Here is a 23,334-nt window from a genome sequence, read left to right as displayed (position 1 = left end):
AGTCCGGCCGTGGTGTCGGCCGGGGCGGGTGGTTGTGCGATGTAAAGATCCGCAGCTATGCAGCTAGTACGACAAAAGGGAAAGAACGCGCACATGGGTCACCGGTCGGCGGCGCGTCCGCTCGGCCGGTACGGGGTGGCCGTGGCCGCGCTGCTGGTGGCCGCCCTCGGAACGGGATGCGGCGCCGGGGAGCAGGAGACGCCGGCCAAGGCCAAGCCCGCCAAGGGTGCCGAGGCGGGGCCCGCGGCGGGCGCCGCCGGTAACGTCGCCGACCGGCTCAAGGCCGCCCAACAGGCCCGGGTCGCCGCCGCGAAGCGGTGGGGCCTGGCCAAGCCGCCCCTCGTCGCCCCGCCGGGGCCCAAGGAGAAGCCGGAGATCACCACCCGCGACGGCTTCGAGGTCGAGGACCAGGAGGAACTCCCGCACGTCTTCACGACGGTCCCGACGGAGGACAAGGTCGTCTTCCTGACCGTCGACGACGGCGCGGAGAAGGACCCCGAGTTCATCAGGATGATGAAGGAGCTGAAGATCCCGTACACGGCGTTCCTCAGCGACTACGTCGTCCGCGACAACTACCCCTACTTCAAGGAGATGCAGGCCGCCGGCGTCACCTTGAACAACCACACCCTCAACCACCGCTACATGCCGGCGCTGTCGTACGAGGAGCAGCGCCAGGAGATCTGCGGGCAGCAGGACACCATCCAGAAGCAGTTCGGCAAGCGGCCCACGCTCTTCCGTCCGCCGTACGGCAACTACAACCAGGACACGCTCAAGGCGGCGAAGTCCTGCGGGATCAAGGCCGTTCCGCTGTGGAACGCCGAGGCCTTCGTGAACCGGATGGACTACCGGGAGTGGGACCGTGACCTGCACCCCGGTGACATCATCCTGACCCACTTCCGGGGCCGGGACGACTGGAAGGGCACGATGCCTGACATGATCCGGCATGCGATGAAGACCATCACGGACAAGGGGTACGCCGTGGCCCGCCTGGAGGACTACCTGTGACGCACGCGCGCCGGCTGCTGGCCGGGACGCTGATGGCCGGCGCGCTCGCGCTTTCCCTGTCGGGGTGCGGGAACAGCGTGGATCCGATCGAACGGCTCGGCCGCAAGGCCACGCAGGACGGGGCGACCCCCACGGCCTCCCCGTCCGTCGGGGCCTCCGCCTCCCCCTCCTCGTCCACGCGTTCCTCGGACGAGGCGTACCGCAAGTGGGGGCTGACCGCCCCCGTCCAGTACGCCCCCAAGCCGGACCGCAAACCCCAACTCCCGAAGGCCGCCCCGGGCAAGGCGGCGGTCGTGGACCGAATACCCGTCGCGCCGCAGGACAAGGTCGTGTTCCTGACCTTCGACGACGGCGCGGAGAAGGACCCCGAATTCCTGAGGATGGCAGCCGAACTCAAGCTGCCGATCAGCATGTTCCTCACCGACAACGTGGCCTCCGCGGACTACGGACACTTCGAGAAGCTCCGCGACAACGGCTCCGGCAGCACGGTGAACAACCACACCCTGACCCACCCGAACCTCCGGACCCTGCCCTACGCGGCGCAGAAGAAGGAGATATGCGGTCAGCAGGACCGCCTGCAGCAGCGCTTCGGCCAACGCCCGCCGCTCTTCCGGCCGCCGTTCGGCAACTACAACGACGACACCCTCAGGGCCGCTTCCGAGTGCGGAATCTCCTCGGTCGTCCTGTGGCGCGCGTCGATGCAGATCAACGACTTCCAGTACGCCGAGGGCTCCGCCCTCCACCCGGGCGACATCGTCCTGGCCCACTTCCGCGGCCCTTCGGAACTCAAGGGCGCGACGGAAACCCAGATGACCACGCGCATGCTGCGCAGCATCCAGGAGCAGGGCTACCGCATAGGGCGGTTGGAGGACTGGCTGTAGGGGCGGGGCGGGGCGGGGTGGGGCGGGGTGGGGTGGGGCGGGGTTGGCCTGTTGGTGGGGTCGGGGGTGGGCGGGATGCCCTTGATCCGTGTCGGGGAGGGTTTGGGGGGTTCCCGCCGGTCTCATCGTCTCCCCGTGTCGGGCCGGTCCCTCAAGGGCGCTCCCTGCGGTCGCGTCGCTTCGCGATGGCCTTCGGCCACCCTTGACCGACCGACCCGCCCCGGAAAGCCGAAGACCGACGGGAACCCCCCAAAAGAACGGTCACGGGTCAGAGATGAACAGGGACGGGTCCCTCAGTGACGAGACGACGGGCCGGGCGCCGGTAGATCGGGCATACGGGGAGGTCGGAAGGCCTGCGGCCGGACCACGAGCGCGGCCATGGGCCCCTACCTGCTCGTCAGGACGAGGAAATCGACCTCAGGGGGATGTCGGGCGGCCGAGAACCGTCTGAACCGTAGGTCCTCCTCACGCCTTATTGCCTGCGACTTTTTCGTGGTTGGTCAACGGCGGGCTGGATGTTGTGGATCGCCGTGGTGAACTCACGGCCGGATGCGGCGCGGATGTAGGCCAACTCCATCCAGTGATCAATCAGGGGCGAGTCCGAGACGTTTTCATTGACCACGGCCATCAATTCCCCCTCGGTGCCGGAGGCCACGTCGCGCACCCGCTGCCGCAGAAGTCGATGCGGTAGGTACTCGTAGCGCTCACTCATCGGGCGCGCCCTCGAAGGTGTCGAGGAAGCGCTCCCAGCCGACCAGCGCTCGGTCGAGTAGTTCCGCGCCGGGTTCGATCGACGCAGCGTTGTCTTCGGTTTCGATGGCGATGGCAATCAGGCGCATACGTGCTACTCCTCAGCCGTGTGGGTGCCTGGGAACCTCTCTAGAGATGTAGGTATTGCAGCTGATGCGACCTCGCGCCGTCAAGACATGTCCAGAGATGTCACGGACTCGGGCGTTGCTCTGGCCGGACGCAGCGACCGACCTTTGGCCCTAGGGTGTCTAGAGAGGAGAGGGAGTGATCGGTTTGATGACGGGCCAGCCGAAGTACCGGCGGATCGCTGATGCGTTGAGGGCGGCCATCCAGTCGGGGGAGTACGGGCCGGGGGACCGGCTGCCGGGTGAGAACGACCTGATGGCTGCGTACGACGTTGCTCGGATGACGGCACGGCAGGCCCTCGGTGTGCTTCAGAACGAAGGACTCGCCGAGGCGCGGAAGGGTGCGGGCGTCTTCGTCCGGGCGTTCAGACCGCTACGGCGACGAGGTCTTCAACGGCTGGCGCAGGAACAGTGGGGCTCGGGCCGATCCATCTGGTCCACCGACACCGAAGATCGCGACTTGGTCGTCGATCAGATCGAGGTGCGGGAGGAAGGGGCCGACAGTCGCATCGCCGACGCTCTCGGCGTTCCTTCCGACTCCCGGGTCTGGACCCGTGGTCGCCGCTTCGTGCTCGACGGCAAGCCGGTGCTTTTCGCGAAGTCGTACCTGCCGTCCGACGTGGTCGCCGACTCCGTCATCACTCAGGTCGACACCGGCCCTGGTGGCACCTACGCGAGGTTGGCCGAGCTGGGGCATCGTCCCACTCACTTCCGCGAGGAGATCCGTTCTCGTATGCCTTCGGCCGATGAGGCCGAGCGACTGTCACTCGCCATGGGCACACCCGTCATCCAGATCATCCGTACCGCGTTCACCGAAGACGGCCGGGTCGTAGAGGTCAACGAGATGACCTTGGACTCCGCGTCCTACGTGCTGGAGTACGACTTCGACGCCTAGGAGCCACCTCGGGCCCGCCAAACCGCGTCGATTCCGCGCCTGAAAGCCTCCACACAGCGGCAAGCAACCTGCTCCTTCAGCCCAGGCAGCTCGCAGACACCGAACCGGGCGAAGAACCCACGAACCCGGTGCGTCTTCCCCCTCTACCTGCGCCTCAGGCCGACTTTTTCGTCCTGACGGGCGGGTAGAGCCCGTGCCCGCGCTCGTGGTCCGGCCGCAGGCCCTCCGACCTCCCCGCATGCCCAATCCGGCAGCACCCGGCCCGTCGTCTCGTCACTGAGGGACCCGTCCCTGTCCATCTCTGACCCGTGACCGTTCTTTTGGGGGGTTCCCGTCGGTCTTCGGCTTTCCGGGGCGGGTCGGTCGGTCAAGGGTGGCCGTAGGCCATCGCGAAGCGACGCGACCGCAGGGAGCGCCCTTGAGGGACCGGCCCGACACGGGGAGACGATGAGACCGGCGGGAAACCATCAAACCCTCCCTGATCCGGACCAGCCGCACCCCGCCCACCCCCGACCCGCTCCCGCCTACATCCCGGCCCCCGCCCCCGCCCCCACCATCGGGGTGATCGTCGTTTCCGCCGGGTCGTGGGTGTCGGCCTCGCGTTGGCGTTCCGAGCTGTCGCTGATGCGGAGCAGGAGGGCGATCATGATCCAGTTGGCCAGGAGGGACGAGCCGCCCTTCGCGAGGAAGGGCAGGGCCTTGCCGGTCAGGGGGATCAGGCCCGTGACACCGCCGGCGACCACGAACACCTGGAGCGCCAGCGCGGCGGCGAGGCCGACCGCCAGGAGCTTGCCGAACGGGTCCCGCGCGGCCAGCGCCATCCGCAGCCCGCGTTGCACGAGGAGCGCGTAGAGGAGGATGACGGCCATGACCCCGGCCAGGCCGAGTTCCTCACCCACCGTCGTCAGGATGAAGTCGCTGCGCCCCGCGAAGGCGATCAGCTCGGGGTGGCCCTGCCCGAGGCCGGTGCCCGAGATGCCGCCCGTGCCGAAGCTGAACAGGGCCTGGGCGGACTGGTCCGAGGTGACGCCGGGCGGTCGGTTCTCCCAGTAGAACGAGAGCGGGTTCAGCCAGGCCGCCACGCGGGCCTTCACATGCGGCTCGGTCGAGCCGACGACGAAGGCACCCACGGAGGCCATGAGCAGGCCGCACACGATCCAGCTGGTGCGCTCGGTGGCGACGTACAGCATGACGACGAAGACGCCGAAGAAGATCAGCGAGGTGCCCAGGTCGCGCTCGAAGACCAGGACCAGCATCGACACGATCCACACGGTGACGATCGGCCCGAGCTGGCGCATCGGCGGCAGCCGCATGCCGAGGAACTTCCGGCCGGTCAGCGCGAGCGAATCGCGGTGGATGACCAGGTAGCCCGCGAAGAAGACCGCGATCATGATCTTCACGAACTCGCCGGGTTGGAGCGAGAAGCCGAACAGCTTGATCCACCGCTTCGCGCCGTACGTGTCCGCGCCGAAGAACGCCGGCGCGATCAGCAGCACCAGCGAGGCGGCCATCGTGATGTAGATGAACCGCTGGAGCAGCCGGTGGTCGCGCAGCAGCGCCACGACGAGGAGGCAGGCGGCGACGCCGACCACCGTCCACATCAGCTGGCCGGGCGCGTTCGCGTCCGAGTTGTACCGCTCGATGTACCCCTGGTCGAGCCGGTGGATCAGCACGAGCCCGAGCCCCGTCAGCAGCATGGCCAGCGGGAAGATCAGGGGATCCGCGTACGCCGCGAACCGCCTGATGCCCAGGTGTCCCACGAGCGACAGCAGGCTCATGCTGATGACGAAGCTGGGCAGGTGCTGCGGCAGCTCGCCGTTCATGGCGAGGCCGGCGCTCACGTGGCCGAAGACGGCGATGCCGACGACGAGGACGAGCAGGAGCGCTTCGGTGCGTCGGCGGGGGCCCGCCGACGTGCGGGGCCTCAGTCCACGCACGGGATGCCGCCGCCGTCGATGCTGCCCTTCTGCGGTTCCGAGTCCTGTGGCTGCGACTCGCGCGTCGGCGGTGACGCGGGCGGTGAGGACGATGACGGGGATGAGGACGGGGATGAGGACGGGGATGAGGACGAAGCGCCCGGCGCACTGGAGGTCGCAGTGGTCCGGGAACCGATCTGCTCGGCTATGAGGCGCTTTATCTTCATATCATCTACGACGTTGATGTCCTCCCCATGGTTCCTTCCGAACCCTTCGATGGGGAGTGTCGTGAATTGCACTTTGCCCCCGGACAGGTTCTTCGCCTGCTTCACGAACGACAGCAGGTCCCACCCGGAGTCCGTCACGACGTCCTTCTTCGCCGTGTCGATCAGTTTGACCAGCTTCACCGGATCCGTGAAGGTGCCCGCCGAGTTCAGTTTCTGCGTGGCACCCGCGAGGAAGGCCTGCTGCCGCTTCGTCCGGTCGAGGTCGCCCCGCTCCAGGCCGTGCCGCTGGCGTACGAAGGCCAGCGACTGCCGGCCGTCGAGCTGCTGCCGGCCCGCCGGGAAGTCGGCCCCCGACCAGCGGTCCTTCACCGGCTTGTTCAGGCACACCGGGACCCCGCCGAGGGCGTCCGCGAGGTGGTAGAACCCGGCCAGGTTCAGCTCCGCGAAGTGGTCGACCGGCACGCCCAGGAAATTCCGTACGGTGTCGATCTGTGCCCGGCGCCCCGCCTCCCGACCCTCCTGCTCCAGCTGCCGCCGGTCCTTGACGCCCTGCGCCGACAGCTGGTCCTCCTTGGCGGCCTTGGCCAGCCCGTACGCCTTCTTGATCTTGTCCTTGCCGTGGCCGGGTATCGCGACGAAGTCGTCGCGCGGGATCGAGAAGGCCTTCGCCCGGCTGCCGTCCGCGGGCACGTGCAGCAGGATCATGGTGTTCGCGTTGTAGCCGCCGATGTCGGAGCTGCCCGCGTGCAGTTTGTCGAGCACCTCGTCCGGCAGCGGGTCGCCGTTCTGGTCGCGGCGGCTGTCCAGTCCCATGAGCAGGACGTTCACGTCGCCGTGCGTCGACTTCTCGGCGCCCTCCAGTGCCTTGGAGCTGCCGATGCTCGACACCAGGTCCCGGTAGACGTACCAGGCGGTGCCGCCCGCCACCGCCGTCAGCACGCAGCCGGTGATCAGCAGCGTGCGGCCGATCCGGCGTCGCGAGGGCCTGCGGCGGCGGCTGGTCTTCCTCCGTTGCGCGCTCATGCCCACCGATGCTGGGGCACACCCGCTGAAGGAATCCTGAGGGCCGGGGCAACCGGACCGGCGACGGCGACTGGCGACCGGCCACGGCCACCGGCGACCGGCCGCCGGGATCGGCGACCCGCTACCGGGACCGCCCGCCGCCATCCCCATGGGCCTTTCCATCGGCCTCCCCCTCCCCATCGAAACCGCCGTCGCAGCCGTCATCGCAGCCGCCGTCGCGTCCGCCCCCACCGGCGCCGGGGACGCGCAGGCGGAGTCGGGCACCGCCGTCCCGGGCCGGGAGGGCGCGTACGTCGCCCCCGTGCGCCCGGGCGATCTCCCGCGCGATGGCCAGGCCCAGGCCGGTCCCGCCGCCGGCCCGGCCGCGATCCGCGTCCAGCCGTACGAACCGCTCGAACACCCGGGCCCGATCCGCGTCCGGGATCCCCGGACCGTCGTCGACGACCTCCAGCTCCGCCCAGTCGCCGCACGCCCGCGCCCGGACGACGACCCCGCCGGCGGCATGGCGCAGGGCGTTGTCGACCAGGTTGGCCAGGGCCCGTTCCAGTCGGGCCGGGTCCCCGTACGCCGCCACGGGCGTGCCCGCCTCCAGCCGCAGCGGCACCCGGGGCGCGGGCCGGCGGGCCGCGTCCTCGGCGGCCAACAGCGCGAGGTCGACCGGCTCGGGGCGCGGCGCCGGGCCGCCGTCGAGGCGGGCGAGCAGCAGGAGGTCGGCGGCGATCCGCTGGAGCCGTTCGGTGTCGGCCAGCGCGGCGGCCACCGAGGCCCGGTCGGGCCGCTCCATGGCCAGCGCGACCTCCAGTCGGGAGCGGACGGCGGCGAGTGGGTTGCGCAGCTCGTGGGAGGCGTCGGCGGTGAACTGCCGCTGCCGCGCGTCGGAGCGTGCCAGCCGGTCGAGGGTGTCGTTTACGGTCCGGGCCAGCCGCGCGATCTCGTCCGCGCCGCCGGGGTCGGGCACCCGCCGGTCCAGCTCGCTCGCGGTGACGGAGGCCAGCCCGGTACGGATCGCGGTGACGGGACGCAGGGCATGCCCGGTGACCCACCAGGCCAGCGCGGCGGCGAAGGCGACGAGCGGGGGCGCTCCGGCGAGCAGACCGGCGGCGATGGCGCGGGTGGCGTCGTCGACGTCGCCGAGCACGGTCATCGCGTAGACGGCGTACGGAGCGCGCTCCCCGGGGACCCCGGCCCCTCCGGCAGTCACACCGCCCCCGCCCCCGGAGGTGGCGACCACCACCACCGCGCGGCGCTGGCCGTCGGGGTGGGCGGGGGGCAGGACCGTCGAACGGGAGTCGTCGCCCGGTCCGGGGCGGGGGAGCAGCGCGCCGAAGTCCGGGGCGTCCTTGGGGTCACCGCTCGCGGCGACCGTCCGGCCGGCCGCGTCCCGTACGAGGACCAGGTCGACCCCGCCCTCGGGCGCGGGCAGCCGCCCGCCGGGGGGCGCGGCCCGGGAGTCGAACTGGGCGGCGGCCTTCCGGGCGGCGAGTTCGGTGCGCCCGGTGGTGTTGTCGAGGAGGTTGGCGCGCAGCACGGCGTGCAGCCACAGCCCGCCGACGGCCAGGACGGCGGTCATGGCGAGGGCGGCGGCCACGGCGGTGCGGGCCCGGAGGCTGCTAACCACCGTCGGGCGCCATCCGGTAGCCGGTGCCGTGGACGGTGAGGATGGAGCGGCGGCCGAAGGGCGCGTCGATCTTCTTGCGCAGGGAGGAGACGTACACCTCCACGATGTTCGGGTCGATGGCGTGCGGGGCGTCCCAGACCTCGTCGAGGATGTCCTGCTTGGCGACGGCCCGGCCGGGCCGTTCCATCAGGCAGGCGAGGACGCCCAGTTCGCGGGCGGTGAGTTCGATGTCCCGCGTGCCGCGGCGGCAGCGCCGGTCCTGCGGGTCGAGGACGAGGTCCCCGACCCGGAGCACGGTGGGCTCGGGGGCGGCGGCCCGCCGGGCGAGGGCCCGCAGGCGGGCGCCGAGCACGACGAAGGAGAACGGTTTGGTGAGGTAGTCGTCGGCGCCCGCGTCGAGCCCGTCGGCCTCGTCGCGCTCCCCGTCCCGGGCGGTCAGCATCAGGACGGGGGTCGGGTCGCCGTGGGCGCGCATCCGGGTGCAGACCTCGTGGCCGTCGAGGCCCGGGAGCATCAGGTCCAGGACCACGGCGTCGTAGGGGCCACCGGTGCGGGCCAGTTCGAGGCCGCGGTGTCCGTCGTGGGCCACCTCGACGCGGTGGCCGTCGGCGGACAGGCCCTGCCGTAGGGATTCGGCCAGGTTCTCTTCGTCTTCGACCACCAGGATGCGCACCGCTCAAGCCTCACATACCGGACGGGAACGCCCATCAGGGCGTGGTCGACCGGGCCGCGGAGGGGGTTCTCCGCCCCGCCCCGGGGCGCGGACCGTGCGCGCGGTGGAGAGGTGGTCGAGTCCGGAGGTCCGAAGCCGATGCCGCCCGCCGTGCGGCGCCGCCCGTCCCCTCGGCGTGTTCGTGGGCGGGTTCGCAGGCGTCGCCGACCTGCGGGTACACGGAAAAAGTCGAGTCGGGCCACCTCGCCGGAACCCCTGTGACCAGGCCCCGAAGCGCCCTTCGGGCGGCCTGATCCGTACGGCTCGGCCGGCGCGTGTTGGCACTCCGCTTGACCGAGTGCTAATCGCCGGAATAGTGTCGCACCTGGCACTCACCCCTGGTGAGTGCCAACACAGCGACAGGCTGGTCCGGCACCCGCGACGACGGATCGACCTGGTCGCCACCTCAGACAGTTAACCCCGGATCTCCGAAGGGGGAGGTCGGATCGTGACGACCACCAGCTCCAAGGTTGCCATCAAGCCGCTTGAGGACCGCATTGTGGTCCAGCCGCTCGACGCCGAGCAGACCACGGCCTCTGGCCTGGTCATTCCGGACACCGCGAAGGAGAAGCCCCAGGAGGGCGTCGTCCTTGCCGTCGGTCCCGGTCGCTTCGAGGACGGCAACCGTCTTCCGCTCGACGTCACCGTCGGCGACGTCGTCCTGTACTCCAAGTACGGCGGCACCGAAGTGAAGTACAACGGCGAGGAGTACCTCGTCCTCTCGGCCCGCGACGTGCTCGCGATCGTCGAGAAGTAATCACTTCTCCAGTTTTGATGTGAGCTGCGCCCCTGGTCACCCTGCTGATGCCGGGCGACGAGGGGCGTAGTTCGTTTCCATGCGGTCGCGGTGAGCGGCCGAGGATCGCAACGAGAGGGCGGAACCGCTCCCATGCCGAAGATTCTGAAGTTTGACGAGGACGCCCGTCGTGCCCTGGAGCGCGGCGTCAACAAGCTTGCCGACACGGTCAAGGTGACGATCGGTCCCAAGGGCCGCAACGTCGTCATCGACAAGAAGTTCGGCGCGCCGACCATCACCAACGACGGTGTCACCATCGCCCGCGAGGTCGAGCTGGACGACCCGTACGAGAACCTGGGCGCGCAGCTCGTGAAGGAGGTGGCGACCAAGACCAACGACATCGCGGGTGACGGCACCACCACCGCCACCGTGCTGGCCCAGGCGCTGGTCCGCGAGGGTCTGCGCAACGTCGCCGCGGGTGCTTCCCCGGCCGCCCTGAAGAAGGGCATCGACGCCGCGGTCAAGGCCGTGTCCGAGGAGCTCCTCGCGACCGCCCGCCCGATCGAGGACAAGTCCGACATCGCCGCCGTGGCCGCGCTCTCCGCGCAGGACTCGCAGGTCGGCGAGCTCATCGCCGAGGCGATGGACAAGGTCGGCAAGGACGGTGTCATCACCGTCGAGGAGTCCAACGCCTTCGGCCTGGAGCTCGAATTCACCGAGGGCATGGCCTTCGACAAGGGCTACCTGTCGCCGTACATGGTGTCCGACCAGGAGCGTATGGAGGCCATCCTCGATGACCCGTACATCCTGATCCACCAGGGCAAGATCTCCTCGATCCAGGACCTGCTGCCGCTGCTGGAGAAGGTCATCCAGGCCGGCGCCTCCAAGCCGCTGCTGATCATCGCCGAGGACGTCGAGGGCGAGGCGCTCTCCACCCTCGTCGTCAACAAGATCCGTGGCACCTTCAACGCGGTCGCCGTCAAGGCCCCGGGCTTCGGTGACCGCCGCAAGGCCATGCTCCAGGACATCGCCACCCTCACCGGTGCGACCGTCATCGCCGAGGAGGTCGGCCTCAAGCTCGACCAGGCCGGTCTGGACATCCTGGGCTCCGCGCGCCGCGTGACCGTCTCCAAGGACGACACGACCATCGTCGACGGTGGTGGCAACTCCGCCGACGTCGCGGGCCGCGTCAACCAGATCAAGGCCGAGATCGAGTCCACCGACTCGGACTGGGACCGCGAGAAGCTGCAGGAGCGCCTGGCGAAGCTCGCCGGTGGCGTCTGCGTCATCAAGGTCGGCGCCGCCACCGAGGTGGAGCTCAAGGAGAAGAAGCACCGCCTTGAGGACGCCATCTCGGCGACCCGCGCCGCGGTCGAGGAGGGCATCGTCTCCGGCGGTGGCTCCGCGCTCGTCCACGCCGTCAAGGTCCTTGAGGGCAACCTCGGCCTGACCGGCGACGAGGGCACCGGCGTCTCGGTCGTGCGCCGCGCCGCCGTCGAGCCGCTGCGCTGGATCGCCGAGAACGCCGGCCTTGAGGGTTACGTCATCACCTCGAAGGTCGCCGAGCTCGACAAGGGCCAGGGCTTCAACGCCGCCACCGGCGAGTACGGCGACCTGGTCAAGGCCGGCGTCATCGACCCGGTCAAGGTCACCCGTTCCGCGCTGGAGAACGCCGCGTCCATCGCCTCGCTGCTGCTCACGACCGAGACCCTGGTCGTCGAGAAGCCGGCCGAGGAAGAGGCCGACGCCGGTCACGGCCACGGTCACGGCCACAGCCACTGATCGCACGCACCACGCCGAGAAGGCCCCGTCCCGCAGTCGCGGGACGGGGCCTTCCCCGTGATGCGGCGTCAGGATCCGTACGGGCCGGCGGATCCGCCCATCTGCTGCTGCAGGACTCCGGGGTTGTAGTGCCACCAGCCCTCGACGATCTCCCCGCCCGTGCACCGGAACGTGGTGCTCCCCGACATTTCGTACGTCCTGCCGGTCGGGGCGACCCCCATGAACGGGCCCTTGTCGTGGGTCCCGCGCCAGTTCCACACCGTCGTGACCAGGTCGCCCTCGGCCAGTCGGGCCATCGGCTCGAAGGTCATGTCGAAGGCCCCGCGCCAGGTTTGGACGTCGGCGCGCATGCCCTCCCGTCCGATGACGGTGGACTCCTCCTTGCCGATGTCGTGGCCGATGTAGTTCGCCGCGACGCACTCGTCGAGGACGCCCATGTCCCCGCCCATGACGGCTTCCTGGAACACCCGCTCGACGAGCCGCTTGTTGAGGTGCTGGTCGCGGACCACGTCGAGGTTCATGAACTTCGGCATGCCCTCGCACAGCGCCACCATCTCCTGGAACATCCGCTCGGTCTCGGGGAGGTGGGAGTTCGCCATGGCCTCCTCGTACGAGGCGAACTCCACCATGTCCACGTAGTGGTTCCGCGCCTCGCGGTCCTGGCCGAGCATCGCGCGCGTCGCCGTGCGCCTGCCGCTGCTCTGCTCCGCCCAGCGGTCGATCAGCGCGTTCATCTCGGCGAACCGTCGGGTTTCGTAATCGATCACCTGTACGAATGTCATCGCGTCGCCTCCCAGGCCGGATCGGGACACGTCCAGTTTAGGGAGATTTCACCCGTTTAGCCGGTTTATGAACGGGCTGAACGGGTCACTGCGGCCCGTACTTGCGGCCCGTGCGGGACGACACCCCGCCGAGCAGCCCGCGGGGCGTCAGCTTCACCACGCCCATCAGCGCCTTGTACCGCGGGTCCGGGATCGACACGGTCCGGCCCCGGGCCAGGTCGGCCAGTGCGGCGGCCACCAGCTTGTCGGCGTCCAGCCACAGCCAGCTCGGGATGTTGTCGGTGCCCATGCCGGCCCGCTCGTGGAACTCGGTCCGCACGAAGCCGGGGCACAGGGCCATCAGCCGCACCCCGGAACCCGCCAGGTCCTTGGCCGCGCCCTGCGTGAACTGCACGACCCAGGCCTTGCTGGCGCCGTAGGTGCCGCGCGGGACGAACGCCGCCACGGAGGCCACGTTGATGACGCCGCCGCGACCGCGCGAGCGCATCGACGCGGTCGCCGCCGAGGTCAGCCGCAGCACCGCCTCGATGTGCACCTTGATCATGGTCAGCTCGTCGGCCATGGACACTTCGAGGTAGCGGCCCTTGTTGCCGAAGCCGGCGTTGTTGACCAGCAGGTCCACCGGGTGCGTCCGGTCCTCCAGACGGGTCTCGACGGCCGCGATGCCCTCCTCGGTGGAGAGGTCCGCGGCCAGCACCTCGGCCTCGATGCCGTGCCGGTCGTGCAGTTCGGTGGCCTGCTCGGCCAGCCGCTTGGTGTCGCGAGCCACCAGCACGAGGTTGTGGCCCTGGGCGGCGAGCCGGCGGGCGAAGGCGGCGCCGATGCCCGCCGTGGATCCCGTAATCAACGCAGTCGTCATAGGCGCAACCTAGCCGCCCGGGTCAGGGGGTGTCCTGCGGGGCGGGGTCGGTGTCCGGGCCCGCCCGCGATCCGCCACCGACCGTGCCCGCGCGGTGTGGATGCGGCCATGCCCGACCCGGCGGGCTCAAAGCAGGATCCCGGTAAGCGCGGCACGGTCAAAGTCGGGCTTATGCTCAAGGGGTGATAGAGGCACGTCATCTCCGGGTCCTGCGCGCCGTCGCCGGGACCGGCTCCTTCTCCGCCGCCGCGCGCGAGCTCGGCTGCACCCAGCCCGCCGTCTCCCAACAGATGAAGGCCCTCGAACAGTCGGCGGGCACCCCGCTGCTGATCCGCACGGGCCGCGAGATGCGCCTGACGCAGGCGGGCGAGGCCCTGGTGCGGCACGCCGCAGGGATCCTGGCCGGGCTCACCGCGGCCGAGGAGGAGGTCGCGGCCATCGCCGGCCTGCGTGCCGGACGGGTCCGGCTGGTGTCCTTCCCCAGCGGCAGTTCCACGCTGGTGCCGACCGCGCTCGCGGCCATGCGCGCCGCTCACCCGGGCACCCGGATCTCGCTGGTCGAGGCCGAACCTCCCAGGTCGGTCGAGATGTTGCGCGAGGGCGACTGCGACCTGGCGCTGGCCTTCCGTTACGGCGGGGCGGCCGGTTCCGCGTCCGAGTGGGAGGACCTCGTCGTCACGCCGCTGCTCACCGACCGCCTCGTCGGGTTGGTCCCGGAGGGGCACCGGCTGGCGGGCGCCGAGCGGGTGGGCATGGCCGAGCTGGCGGACGAGCCGTGGATCGCGGGCTGCCCGCGCTGCCGCCGCCACCTCGTCGAGGTGTGCGAGGGGGTCGGCTTCACCCCGCGGATCGACTTCGCCACCGATGACTACCCGGCCGTGGTGGGCCTGGTCGGCGCCGGGCTCGGCGTCGCGGTGCTGCCGGAGCTGGCGGTCGAGTCCGTACGCGCCAAGGGCGTCAGCACCCTGGCCGTGGAGCCGGCCGTCGAGCGGGAGGTCGTGGCCCTGACGCTGCCGGACCTCGCGCGGGTGCCGGCCGTCGCGGCGACCCTGGGCGAGCTGGCGCGGGCCGCCACGCGCTGACCGTACGGCGGTACGGCCGGACGCGTGACGCCCCGGGCCCGGTGGCCCGTCGGACCCGTCGACCCGTGACACTGCGGGGCGACGGATCCGAGGAAACGTTCCTTCGGTTGCTTCGGCGTGCGGGTCGGTCGTGCGTGTCAGTTGGGTGCGGTCGGCCCGATCGCGCTGGATGCCGGGATGAGGCGGTGCCGTGCGCGGCCCATCAGCTCCTCGCGTTCGTCCTCGGTCAGGCCGCCCCACACCCCGTAGGGCTCACGGACGGCGAGTGCGTGCGCGGCGCATTCCGCACGCACCGGGCATCTCATGCAGACCTCTTTAGCCGAGGCCTCGCGCGCGCTCCTGGCCGCGCCCCGCTCGCCTTCCGGATGGAAGAACAGGGAGCTGTCGACCCCGCGACAGGCAGCGAGGAGCTGCCAGTCCCACAGGTCGGCGTTCGGTCCGGGGAGGCGGGAGAAATCTGCCATTGGTAGTCCTCTTGGTGCCGGTACTGAGGCGGGTACGGTCCATGTCTCCACACCTACTGTCGGAGTAGATGTAAATATGACTCATTGGGAATCTAGCGTCAGACATGTGCCAAACGGAAGGAAAGCCGCCAAATAGGGCATAGCTCCAGATGGAGGACACGCGGCACGCGCCTCCACCACCGTGATCGCTTCCTCACGTAGGGTGCCGAAGGTGTCCGTCCGACCCGTAACTCTTTCGAGTGACCATCGTTGAGAGTGCGAAGGCGGTTGAACCAAGAAGTTCTCGGACAGGTGTCCGGGGATATCGACCGCACAGGTGACGATACGTACCAGCCTGGAGGCTCAAGGTGACGCGCATCAGCAGCTGCGGAGGGCGGTCATGACATCCGTCCTCGTCTGCGACGATTCCCCGCTTGCCCGAGAGGCGCTCCGTCGCGCGGTTGCCACCGTGCCCGGCGTCGAGCGTGTGACGACGGCGGCCAACGGCGAGGAAGTCCTCCGCCGCTGGGGTGCCGACCGATCGGACCTCATCCTGATGGATGTCCGGATGCCCGGTCTCGGCGGTGTCGAGACGGTCCGCCGACTCCTCTCGGCCGACCCCGGCGCCCGCATCATCATGCTGACGGTCGCGGAGGACCTGGACGGCGTGGCCCTCGCGGTCGCCGCCGGCGCCCGCGGCTACCTGCACAAGGACGCCTCGCGCGCCGAACTGCGGGCCACGGTCACCCAGGCCCTCGCCGACCCCACCTGGAGGCTGGCCCCGCGCCGGCTGCGCTCGGCGGAGATGGGCGCGGCGCCCACCCTCACCGCACGCGAGATCCAGGTGCTGGAAGGCATGAGCCACGGCCGGTCCAACGCGGAGATCGGGCGAGAGCTCTTCCTCTCCGAGGACACGGTCAAGACCCACGCCCGCAGGCTGTTCAAGAAGCTCGGCGCCTCCGACCGGGCGCACGCCGTGGCGCTCGGATTCCGTTGGGGCCTCGTCCGCTGACGGCGGGCCCCGGGGTCGGCCGCCGCGAGCGGTCCCGTCCGCCACCGGCGGACGGGGCGGCGCTTCCCGGCAGCCCCCCGGACGGTGTGCCCGAGAGGGTGCCCCGCGACGGCGGAGCCGCGTGCCGCCCTTGTCCCGCCGAACCCGGTGCACGCCCGGGGATTGGCGGGGCACAATCAAGGGGACGTGTCGCTTCGGGCGCGATGCCGCATGCTTGAGGTGTGCCGCATTCTTGGAGACGTGCAGTTCTCGGGGAAGATTCGGGCCGAGCGGAGGGGAGGGTGCAGGAGATGACTTCCGGCGCACCCGCTCCCAACGCTCCGCATAACGCTTCGACGCACAACACGGACCGCGGTGCCGCGAATCCTTCGGCGCCAAGGCACCATGGATCGATGCGCGACGACGAGGCCCTGGGGTCCCCCGCGGCCACCGGCCCGAACGGCGCCGCCAAGAGCGGCAGTGCCGGGGCCGTCAGCGCGCTCGTGCGGCGGGCCGTCGACGGCGACGAGCAGGCCACGCACGACCTGCTCGCCTTCGTGCACCCCCTCGCCATCCGCTACTGCCGGACCCGCCTGTCCAGGCTCCCGGGTGACGCCCGTCACTTCGTGGAGGACCTGGCGCAGGAGGTCTGCGTGGCCGTCCTGATGGCCCTGCCCCGCTACCGGGACACCGGTCGCCCGTTCGAGGCGTTCGTCTTCGCCATCGCCGCCCACAAGGTCGCCGACCTCCAGCGGGCCGCGATGCGCCACCCCGGCAGCACGGCCGTGCCCTCCGACGAGATGCCGGAGCGCCCGGACGACTCGCTCGGTCCCGAGGAGCGCGCCCTGCTCAGCAGCGACGCCGCCTGGGCCAAGAAGCTGCTCGCCAACCTGCCCGAGAACCAGCGCGAGCTGCTCGTCCTGCGGGTGGCCGTCGGACTGACCGCCGAGGAGACCGGGCAGATGCTCGGGATGTCCCCGGGCGCGGTGCGGGTCGCCCAGCACCGGGCGCTCAGCAGGCTCCGGGCGCTCGCCGAGCAGTGAGCCCGTCCGCTCCCATGATTTCATCGTAGGAAACGACGAAAATTCTCCTTGGTCTTGGTCGTGGAATGAGACGCTTCGGGATCCCGTTAGCATGGACATCCGCGATGAGCAAGACCATTTGGGAAGGTGTCATGACTGACAGCGGTTCGACTGGAGTGCCCGACAAATTCGCCACGCTCGGACTGACCTATGACGACGTGCTGCTGCTGCCGGGCGCGTCGGACATGTCGCCCGACGCGATCGACACCTCCTCCCTCATCTCGCGCAACGTCCGCGTGAACGTTCCGCTGCTGTCGGCCGCCATGGACAAGGTCACCGAGGCCCGCATGGCCATCGCGATGGCCCGTCAGGGCGGCGTCGGGGTCCTGCACCGCAACCTGTCGATCGCCGACCAGGCCAACCAGGTCGACCTCGTCAAGCGCTCCGAGTCCGGCATGGTCACCGACCCGATCACCGTGCACCCGGACGCCACGCTGCGCGAGGCCGACGAGCTCTGCGCGAAGTTCCGGATCTCCGGCGTCCCGGTCACCGACCCGGCGGGCCGGCTGCTGGGCATCGTCACCAACCGCGACATGGCCTTCGAGTCGGACCGCAGCCGCCAGGTGCGCGAGGTCATGACCCCGATGCCGCTGGTCACGGGCAAGGTCGGGATCTCCGGCGTGGACGCCATGGAGCTACTGCGCCGCCACAAGATCGAGAAGCTTCCGCTGGTGGACGACGCCGGCATCCTCAAGGGCCTCATCACGGTCAAGGACTTCGTCAAGGCCGAGAAGTACCCGAACGCCGCCAAGGACAAGGACGGCCGGCTGCTGGTCGGCGCGGCCGTCGGGGTCGCCGGGGACGCCTACGAGCGCGCCCAGGCCCTGATCGAGGCGGGCGCCGACTTCATCGTCGTCGACACCGCCCACGGCCACTCCCGTCTCGTCGGCGACATGGTCTCCAAGATCAAGTCGAACTCCTCGGTCGACGTCATCGGCGGCAACATCGCCACCCGTGACGGCGCCCAGGCCCTCATCGACGCCGGCTGCGACGGCATCAAGGTCGGCGTCGGCCCCGGCTCCATCTGCACCACCCGCGTCGTCGCCGGCATCGGCGTCCCGCAGGTCACCGCGATCCACGAGGCCTCGCTGGCCGCCAAGGCCGCGGGCGTCCCCGTCATCGGCGACGGCGGCCTGCAGTACTCCGGCGACATCGCCAAGGCGCTCGTCGCGGGCGCCGACACGGTGATGCTCGGTTCGCTGCTCGCCGGCTGCGAGGAGTCCCCGGGCGAACTGCTCTTCATCAACGGCAAGCAGTTCAAGTCCTACCGGGGCATGGGCTCGCTCGGCGCGATGCAGTCCCGCGGCGACCGCAAGTCCTTCTCCAAGGACCGCTACTTCCAGGAAGGGGTCGGCGGCGACGACAAGCTGATCCCCGAGGGCATCGAGGGCCAGGTCCCCTACCGCGGCCCCCTGTCGGCGGTCGTGCACCAGCTCGTCGGCGGTCTGCGCCAGTCGATGTTCTACGTCGGCGGCCGTACCGTTCCCGAGCTGCAGGACCGGGGCCGGTTCGTCCGGATCACCTCGGCGGGCCTCAAGGAGAGCCACCCGCACGACATCCAGATGACGGTCGAAGCGCCGAACTACAGCCGCAAGGGCTGAAACGCGTGAGGTGAGGGGCGGACCCGGCGGAGCGCCGGGTCCGCCCCTTCGCCGTGCCCGGGCACGGCCGCGTACGTCCGTACAGCGGTCACCGAAACGCAGTCCCGCGCCCGTCGGGGATACTGGACGGGCAGACCCAGAGGAAAGGCCACCACACGTGACTGAGATCGAGATCGGGCGCGGCAAGCGCGGCCGCAGGGCGTACGCGTTCGACGACATCGCCATCGTCCCGAGCCGGCGTACCCGGGACCCGAAGGAGGTCTCGATCGCCTGGCAGATCGACGCGTACCGCTTCGAGCTCCCGTTCCTGGCCGCCCCCATGGACTCGGTCGTCTCCCCGCAGACCGCGATCCGCATCGGCGAGCTCGGCGGCCTCGGCGTGCTGAACCTCGAAGGTCTGTGGACCCGCCACGAGGACCCGCAGCCGCTGCTGGACGAGATCACCGGGCTGGACGAGGAGACGGCCACCCGCCGCCTCCAGGAGATCTACTCCGCTCCGATCCAGGCCGACCTGATCCGCCGGCGCATCAAGGAGGTGCGCGACGCGGGCGTCGTCACCGCCGCCGCGCTCTCCCCGCAGCGCACCGCCGAGTTCTCCAAGGCCGTCGTCGACGCGGGCGTGGACATCTTCGTGATCCGCGGCACCACGGTCTCCGCCGAGCACGTGTCGGGCGCCGCCGAGCCGCTGAACCTCAAGCAGTTCATCTACGAGCTCGACGTGCCGGTCATCGTGGGCGGCTGCGCCACCTACACCGCGGCCCTGCACCTGATGCGCACCGGCGCCGCGGGCGTCCTGGTCGGCTTCGGCGGCGGCGCCGCGCACACCACGCGCAACGTGCTCGGCATCCAGGTCCCGATGGCGACCGCCGTCGCGGACGTGGCCGCGGCCCGCCGCGACTACATGGACGAGTCCGGCGGCCGTTACGTGCACGTCATCGCCGACGGCGGCGTGGGCTGGTCCGGCGACATCCCGAAGGCCGTCGCCTGCGGCGCCGACGCCGTGATGATGGGCTCCCCGCTGGCCCGTGCCACCGACGCGCCCGGCAAGGGCCACCACTGGGGCATGGAGGCCGTCCACGAGGACGTGCCGCGCGGCAAGAAGGTCGACCTCGGTACGGTCGGCACCACCGAGGAGATCCTCACCGGCCCGTCGCACACCCCGGACGGTTCGATGAACATCTTCGGCGCGCTGCGCCGCTCGATGGCCACCACCGGCTACAGCGAGCTCAAGGAGTTCCAGCGGGTCGAGGTCACCGTCGCGGACTCGCAGCACCGCCGCTGACCCCACGGGTCGTACGCGTACCGGAGGGCCGGCACCCGAGCGGGGTGCCGGCCCTCCGGCGTGCGCGGGGTCAGCCCAGGCCGTTGCGGCGGCGGCGCAGGCAGACGCCCCAGGGGATCAGGAACACCGAGGCGACGATCCAGATGCAGGCGAGGACCAGCCAGTCGGTGGAGTCGCCCGTTCCGTCGGAGATCAGGGCGAGGGTGACGATGGCGGACGAGGCGCCGATGAGCAGTCCGGGGATGCCGAGCAGCCACATCACCGCGGTGAGCCAGGCCTTGCGCGGCGCCGGTCCGGCCGGCTTCGGGGTCCGGGGTTGCGGGATGCGGTCCGGGGTGCGGGCCGGCATGCGCACCACCGAGGCGGGCGGGACGCCCGCGTCCAGGTGGGCCAGTTCGGCGGCGGTGATCCCGAACAGGGTGGGCTCCACGGCGAGGGTGAAGCCGTCGGCGCCGACCAGGTGGCGCCCGCCGTCCGGGAAGGAGTGCAGCAGGACGCAGTCGGCGTAGCGGACGGTGATCTGCGTGTCGGGACCGACCAGGCTGATGCCGTCGCGGCCCACGATCAGGGCGTTGCGGCGGTCGTCCCGGGCGGACCAGCGCGGTCCGGTGACCACGGCCTCGGAGCAGGTGGGCGCGGCGGTCGTACCGGCCCACTCCAGGCCCCGGGTGGGGACGTCGATGAGGGCGCCGGCCCACACCTCGCGGGCGATCCGGCCGAGGTCTGCGACGGTGACGGCCTCCAGTTCGGCGCGCGCCTCGGCGAAGGTGGGGGTCGGGTGGCGCAGCAGCAGGTTCAGGGCCCGGGAGGGCAGCGCGGCCACGGCCGGCTCGGGGACGTCGGCGCGCGCGAGGGCGGCGGCACGTACGGAGTCCAGCTCGGCCTGTTCGACGCGGCCGGCCCGCAGGGCGGCGAGGACGTCGACGAACGCGCCGACCATCGCGTCCTGTTGCTGCGGCAGGGCGTCGGCGTAGGCGGTGACCGTGGCGTGGTCGGCGTCGCGCGGCTGGTAGTCGGCGGTGGCCGTGTAGGAGTAGCCGCCCTTCTGCCGCAGGTCGCGGAACAACTGCTTGCCGAGCACCTCGGTGAACAGGACGGCGGCGGCGGACCGGGGGATCACCGAGGTCAGCACCATCCCGCCGTCGCCGCCGACGAAGTGGGCGGGGGTGGTGGGCAGGGCCGAGGTGGGCTCGGGGGCGGGGTGCCAGGTGCCCGTCGGCAAGGTCAGGTCGAGGCCCTCGGGGACGGTGTCGGTGGTCATCCACAGCACCGCGTTCTCGGCGGTGAACCGGGTGCGCGCCCAGTCGCGGACGTTGGCGGCCGTGAGCCGGCCCAGGCCGGCCTCGCCGAAGCCGGCCAGTCCGTAGCCGCGGGCGCCGTAGCGCCAGGGGGCCATGCCCTGGGCCGGGCCGTTGGCGCGGCCGGCGGCCTCGGTGCGAAGGATGTCCTTCTCGGTCTCCAGCCGGTCCAGGGGCAGATCGCGCAGGGCCGCGCAGACCCCGTTGAGGTACTCGACGACGTCGGCGGGGCTGCCCGTGACGTGGAAGTGGGTGTGGGTGGTGGACGTGGCGCCGTTGTAGTGCAGGTCGCCCATGCCGTGCCGGTGCAGGGCGAGGTGTTCGACGAGGTGGGTGATCCCGCTGGTGGAGAGGGTCTCGTCGGCTCGTCCCACGCGGAAGAGCAGGCCGGCGGTGACGGGCCCGGAACCGGGTGCGAGGACGGTGCGGATGCCGCCGACGGTGGTGTGCGTGATGCCGTCGGGGGTGAGGTCGGCGGCGGTGCCCGTCGTGCCGGTGGGGTCCGTGGCGGCGGTGACGGCGGACGGGGATTCGGTGGTCATGGTGGGCTCCTCAGCCCTTGGCCAGCGCGGTCTTGCGGTGGCGTGCGAAAGCGGTGGCGTGGTCGGCGCCCACGTAGCCCCACGGGAACTCGGTCGCCCGGTCGCCGAGGGCACGAAAGTGCGGGGCGGCCTCGGCGTGCCGGCCGGCGGCGCCGTGGACGGCGGCGAAGGCGTTGTGCGCGGCCACGGACTGGTGGGCGTCCGGTCGGGCGGCGGGGTGCAGTACGGACCGGGCCGCGGCCTCCAGGACGGCGGTGCGCTGTTCGGGCGCCCGGAGATACGTTTCCGCGGCGGCCTTGTTCTGCTTCTCCGCCAGGTCGAGGTACTGCTCCAACTGCGCGACGGCGACGAGCGCGCCGTTCGGGGCGCCCTCGGGCGCGGCCAGGGCGCGGTCGTGCGCGAAGGCGTGGGCGGTGTCCCAGTCGCCGCCCCACTTGGGGCAGAGCTGCTGGAGGAACTGGGTCTGGCCGGAGTAGTGGTGCGGGTGGTGCTCGGCGAGGCGGTCGTACCGGCGGCGGGCCTCGCCGCCGCCCAGCTCCAGCCCGCGCGCGGTGATCAGGCGCAGGTACCAGGCGAGGGCGTACCGGGGGTGGGCGGCGCACACGTCGATGAGCAGGATCTCCGCCTGCCGCAGGTGCGCGTGGAGCCCCTCGAACTGCTGCGCGCTGACGTGCTTGGCCCTGTGGTTCGTACGGATCTCCCAACCGACCCGGATCATCCGGTCGGCGAGCAGGCTGCGCGGCAGCGGGTCGTCGGGGTCTTCGGCCGCCGCCTTCCGGAGGAAGGGCTCGCAGCCGGGCGTCCCGGCGACGACGGAGGAGGCGAGGGCGCGGTCGTCCTCGTCGGTGAGCGGGGCGAAGGCGGTACGGACCGCCTCCGTGCTCCCGGCTTGCACGGCGGAGCGCAGCGAGGCCAGGGCCGGGAAGTGCTCGGTGGGATCGAGGAGCGGCCGGCCGATCGGCGGCGTGGGAGCAGACACGGGGCGGATCATATGATCACGGCCGCCGGTTCCGACAGGCGTTTCCTCGCCCTCACGTGACCGACCCGATCCCGTCGTGCCTGTTCGGCGTGGTGGGTCGGAGGTGCGGGTCGACCCGGCCCGGCCGTGCGGGCCGACCGGGCCGACCGGGTACGTGGCCGGGTCAGCCGCCGGCCTTCGTGGCCGCTCCGAAGGCGACGGCGGCGCCGATCACCGGGAAGGCGTAGTCGGTCACCTCCGCCGATTTCTGCCAGATGCCGAAGAGGCCGCCGAGGCCCTGGTCGCCGATCACCGCGATCAGGCCCGCCGCGTTGACGTCGGCGATGACGAGCGCGATGAAGAGCAGCTGTCCGAGGTGCAGGGCGCCGAGCGAGAGGACGGCCGCCGCCGCGGGCAGCAGCGGGCCGCGCCCGCCGGCCTTGCCCGCGGCGAGGCCCACGAGGAGGCCGACGGCGACGGCCGCGTAGCTCGCCTGGCGGTCGATGGACCAGCCGATGGCGCCGTAGGCGCCGGCCCCGACGAGGGCGGCGGCGAACGCGGCGGCCAGGCCGAGTCCGGTCCCGCGCCGGACCGGGATCGCCAGGGCGGCGGTCGAGGCGGTCGGCGCGGTGGCGCGGGTTGCGGACGCGGGCGTCCGGTAGGTCTGGATCATTTCGGAAATCCCCCCCCAGGGATTCGTACGCGCGTGGGGCCTTCGGTCATAAGCGCGTGATAAGCGACGCC

The 23,334-nt window shown here is 71.1% G+C and carries 22 protein-coding genes; 10 read left to right on the top strand and 12 right to left on the bottom strand.

What is annotated here, in order from left to right; genetic code table 11:
- The first annotated feature begins 57 nt into the window (after positions 1–57).
- Positions 58–1,005: a polysaccharide deacetylase family protein gene (locus tag ACZ58N_RS06755; protein ID WP_471156386.1), complete on the top strand. Its 948-nt coding sequence runs from the start codon at positions 58–60 to the stop codon at positions 1,003–1,005.
- The gene (locus ACZ58N_RS06750) at positions 1,002–1,886 is read left to right on the top strand and encodes a polysaccharide deacetylase family protein (protein ID WP_471156383.1); all 885 of its coding nucleotides are present in this window, start codon (positions 1,002–1,004) and stop codon (positions 1,884–1,886) included. Before ACZ58N_RS06755 ends, ACZ58N_RS06750 begins: the two co-directional genes overlap by 4 nt.
- A 472-nt stretch (positions 1,887–2,358) precedes the next feature.
- On the opposite strand, the gene ACZ58N_RS06745 is transcribed toward ACZ58N_RS06750, so the two are convergent.
- Together ACZ58N_RS06745 and ACZ58N_RS06740 are read right to left on the bottom strand one after the other, a co-directional pair.
- Positions 2,359–2,598, bottom strand: a complete 240-nt coding sequence (locus tag ACZ58N_RS06745; protein WP_471156381.1) for a hypothetical protein — start codon at positions 2,596–2,598, stop codon at positions 2,359–2,361.
- Positions 2,591–2,725, bottom strand: coding sequence for a hypothetical protein (locus ACZ58N_RS06740; protein ID WP_471156379.1), 135 nt, complete (start codon positions 2,723–2,725; stop codon positions 2,591–2,593). The genes ACZ58N_RS06745 and ACZ58N_RS06740 overlap by 8 nt, the downstream gene beginning before the upstream one ends.
- 187 nt (positions 2,726–2,912) lie before the next feature.
- Between ACZ58N_RS06740 and ACZ58N_RS06735 the strand changes: the two genes are divergently transcribed.
- A complete protein-coding gene (locus ACZ58N_RS06735; protein WP_471156601.1) occupies positions 2,913–3,656 on the top strand; it encodes a GntR family transcriptional regulator in 744 nt (247 codons plus the stop codon).
- 524 nt (positions 3,657–4,180) lie between these two features.
- Here ACZ58N_RS06735 and ACZ58N_RS06730 read toward each other — a convergent pair.
- From ACZ58N_RS06730 to ACZ58N_RS06715, 4 genes are all read right to left on the bottom strand, one after another.
- Entirely contained in the window at positions 4,181–5,593 is a 1,413-nt protein-coding gene (locus ACZ58N_RS06730) for an FtsW/RodA/SpoVE family cell cycle protein (RefSeq protein ID WP_471156376.1), read from the bottom strand.
- Positions 5,581–6,822 (bottom strand): LCP family protein, encoded by a 1,242-nt coding sequence (locus ACZ58N_RS06725; RefSeq protein WP_471156373.1) that lies wholly within the window; start codon positions 6,820–6,822, stop codon positions 5,581–5,583. The genes ACZ58N_RS06730 and ACZ58N_RS06725 overlap by 13 nt, the downstream gene beginning before the upstream one ends.
- 121 nt (positions 6,823–6,943) lie before the next feature.
- Entirely contained in the window at positions 6,944–8,440 is a 1,497-nt protein-coding gene (locus tag ACZ58N_RS06720) for a sensor histidine kinase (RefSeq protein ID WP_471156370.1), read from the bottom strand.
- A complete protein-coding gene (locus tag ACZ58N_RS06715) occupies positions 8,433–9,113 on the bottom strand; it encodes a response regulator transcription factor (protein ID WP_471156367.1) in 681 nt (226 codons plus the stop codon). The genes ACZ58N_RS06720 and ACZ58N_RS06715 overlap by 8 nt, the downstream gene beginning before the upstream one ends.
- Positions 9,114–9,600: 487 nt before the next feature.
- Between ACZ58N_RS06715 and groES the strand changes: the two genes are divergently transcribed.
- Both groES and groL read left to right on the top strand, forming a co-directional pair.
- Positions 9,601–9,909, top strand: a complete 309-nt coding sequence (groES, locus tag ACZ58N_RS06710) for a co-chaperone GroES (protein WP_055418319.1) — start codon at positions 9,601–9,603, stop codon at positions 9,907–9,909.
- A 132-nt stretch (positions 9,910–10,041) separates the two neighbouring features.
- A complete protein-coding gene (groL, locus tag ACZ58N_RS06705) occupies positions 10,042–11,670 on the top strand; it encodes a chaperonin GroEL (RefSeq protein WP_471156365.1) in 1,629 nt (542 codons plus the stop codon).
- 68 nt (positions 11,671–11,738) lie between these two features.
- Here groL and ACZ58N_RS06700 read toward each other — a convergent pair whose 3' ends face one another.
- The gene (locus ACZ58N_RS06700) at positions 11,739–12,452 is read right to left on the bottom strand and encodes an ester cyclase (RefSeq protein ID WP_471156363.1); all 714 of its coding nucleotides are present in this window, start codon (positions 12,450–12,452) and stop codon (positions 11,739–11,741) included.
- A gap of 85 nt (positions 12,453–12,537) precedes the next feature.
- The gene (locus tag ACZ58N_RS06695) at positions 12,538–13,311 is read right to left on the bottom strand and encodes an SDR family NAD(P)-dependent oxidoreductase (RefSeq protein WP_281204266.1); all 774 of its coding nucleotides are present in this window, start codon (positions 13,309–13,311) and stop codon (positions 12,538–12,540) included.
- A gap of 182 nt (positions 13,312–13,493) precedes the next feature.
- Here ACZ58N_RS06695 and ACZ58N_RS06690 point away from each other — a divergent pair, with 182 nt between their 5' ends.
- The gene (locus tag ACZ58N_RS06690) at positions 13,494–14,393 is read left to right on the top strand and encodes a LysR family transcriptional regulator (RefSeq protein ID WP_471156360.1); all 900 of its coding nucleotides are present in this window, start codon (positions 13,494–13,496) and stop codon (positions 14,391–14,393) included.
- Between the two features lie 137 nt (positions 14,394–14,530).
- Here ACZ58N_RS06690 and ACZ58N_RS06685 read toward each other — a convergent pair whose 3' ends face one another.
- Positions 14,531–14,857 (bottom strand): WhiB family transcriptional regulator, encoded by a 327-nt coding sequence (locus tag ACZ58N_RS06685; protein WP_471156358.1) that lies wholly within the window; start codon positions 14,855–14,857, stop codon positions 14,531–14,533.
- 379 nt (positions 14,858–15,236) lie between these two features.
- Between ACZ58N_RS06685 and ACZ58N_RS06680 the strand changes: the two genes are divergently transcribed.
- The 4 genes from ACZ58N_RS06680 (at position 15,237) to ACZ58N_RS06665 (ending at position 19,792) form a co-directional block, all read left to right on the top strand.
- Positions 15,237–15,848 (top strand): response regulator transcription factor, encoded by a 612-nt coding sequence (locus tag ACZ58N_RS06680; RefSeq protein WP_003948568.1) that lies wholly within the window; start codon positions 15,237–15,239, stop codon positions 15,846–15,848.
- Between the two features lie 392 nt (positions 15,849–16,240).
- A complete protein-coding gene (locus ACZ58N_RS06675) occupies positions 16,241–16,870 on the top strand; it encodes a sigma-70 family RNA polymerase sigma factor (RefSeq protein ID WP_471156356.1) in 630 nt (209 codons plus the stop codon).
- Between the two features lie 131 nt (positions 16,871–17,001).
- Positions 17,002–18,510, top strand: coding sequence for an IMP dehydrogenase (guaB, locus tag ACZ58N_RS06670; RefSeq protein ID WP_471156354.1), 1,509 nt, complete (start codon positions 17,002–17,004; stop codon positions 18,508–18,510).
- 157 nt (positions 18,511–18,667) lie between these two features.
- Complete coding sequence (locus ACZ58N_RS06665) at positions 18,668–19,792, top strand: GuaB3 family IMP dehydrogenase-related protein (RefSeq protein WP_471156351.1); 1,125 nt, start codon at positions 18,668–18,670, stop codon at positions 19,790–19,792.
- 70 nt (positions 19,793–19,862) lie between these two features.
- On the opposite strand, the gene ACZ58N_RS06660 is transcribed toward ACZ58N_RS06665, so the two are convergent.
- From ACZ58N_RS06660 to ACZ58N_RS06650, 3 genes are all read right to left on the bottom strand, one after another.
- Positions 19,863–21,632 (bottom strand): M16 family metallopeptidase, encoded by a 1,770-nt coding sequence (locus ACZ58N_RS06660; RefSeq protein WP_471156348.1) that lies wholly within the window; start codon positions 21,630–21,632, stop codon positions 19,863–19,865.
- A 10-nt stretch (positions 21,633–21,642) separates the two neighbouring features.
- On the bottom strand, positions 21,643–22,611 hold the full coding sequence (locus ACZ58N_RS06655) for a hypothetical protein (protein WP_471156347.1): 969 nt from the start codon (positions 22,609–22,611) through the stop codon (positions 21,643–21,645).
- Positions 22,612–22,774: 163 nt separating this feature from the next.
- A complete protein-coding gene (locus ACZ58N_RS06650; protein ID WP_471156345.1) occupies positions 22,775–23,263 on the bottom strand; it encodes a hypothetical protein in 489 nt (162 codons plus the stop codon).
- Positions 23,264–23,334: the final 71 nt, after the last annotated feature.

Source organism: Streptomyces sp. NPDC040432 (assembly GCF_055595445.1).
Note: the sequence above shows the minus strand (reverse complement) of the source record. Positions and strands in the feature narration are given on the sequence as shown.

Bases quoted from the DNA above. Each gene is read 5' to 3' on its own strand.
- ACZ58N_RS06725 (WP_471156373.1), bottom strand. From the start codon at position 6,822: ATGAGCGCGCAACGGAGGAAGACCAGCCGCCGCCGCAGGCCCTCGCGA.
- ACZ58N_RS06675 (WP_471156356.1), top strand. From the start codon at position 16,241: ATGCGCGACGACGAGGCCCTGGGGTCCCCCGCGGCCACCGGCCCGAAC.
- ACZ58N_RS06745 (WP_471156381.1), bottom strand. From the start codon at position 2,598: ATGAGTGAGCGCTACGAGTACCTACCGCATCGACTTCTGCGGCAGCGG.
- ACZ58N_RS06700 (WP_471156363.1), bottom strand. From the start codon at position 12,452: ATGACATTCGTACAGGTGATCGATTACGAAACCCGACGGTTCGCCGAG.
- ACZ58N_RS06650 (WP_471156345.1), bottom strand. From the start codon at position 23,263: ATGATCCAGACCTACCGGACGCCCGCGTCCGCAACCCGCGCCACCGCG.
- ACZ58N_RS06735 (WP_471156601.1), top strand. From the start codon at position 2,913: ATGACGGGCCAGCCGAAGTACCGGCGGATCGCTGATGCGTTGAGGGCG.
- ACZ58N_RS06695 (WP_281204266.1), bottom strand. From the start codon at position 13,311: ATGACGACTGCGTTGATTACGGGATCCACGGCGGGCATCGGCGCCGCC.
- ACZ58N_RS06680 (WP_003948568.1), top strand. From the start codon at position 15,237: ATGACATCCGTCCTCGTCTGCGACGATTCCCCGCTTGCCCGAGAGGCG.
- ACZ58N_RS06755 (WP_471156386.1), top strand. From the start codon at position 58: ATGCAGCTAGTACGACAAAAGGGAAAGAACGCGCACATGGGTCACCGG.
- ACZ58N_RS06740 (WP_471156379.1), bottom strand. From the start codon at position 2,725: ATGCGCCTGATTGCCATCGCCATCGAAACCGAAGACAACGCTGCGTCG.
- groL (WP_471156365.1), top strand. From the start codon at position 10,042: ATGCCGAAGATTCTGAAGTTTGACGAGGACGCCCGTCGTGCCCTGGAG.
- ACZ58N_RS06660 (WP_471156348.1), bottom strand. From the start codon at position 21,632: ATGACCACCGAATCCCCGTCCGCCGTCACCGCCGCCACGGACCCCACC.
- guaB (WP_471156354.1), top strand. From the start codon at position 17,002: ATGACTGACAGCGGTTCGACTGGAGTGCCCGACAAATTCGCCACGCTC.
- ACZ58N_RS06685 (WP_471156358.1), bottom strand. From the start codon at position 14,857: ATGGCAGATTTCTCCCGCCTCCCCGGACCGAACGCCGACCTGTGGGAC.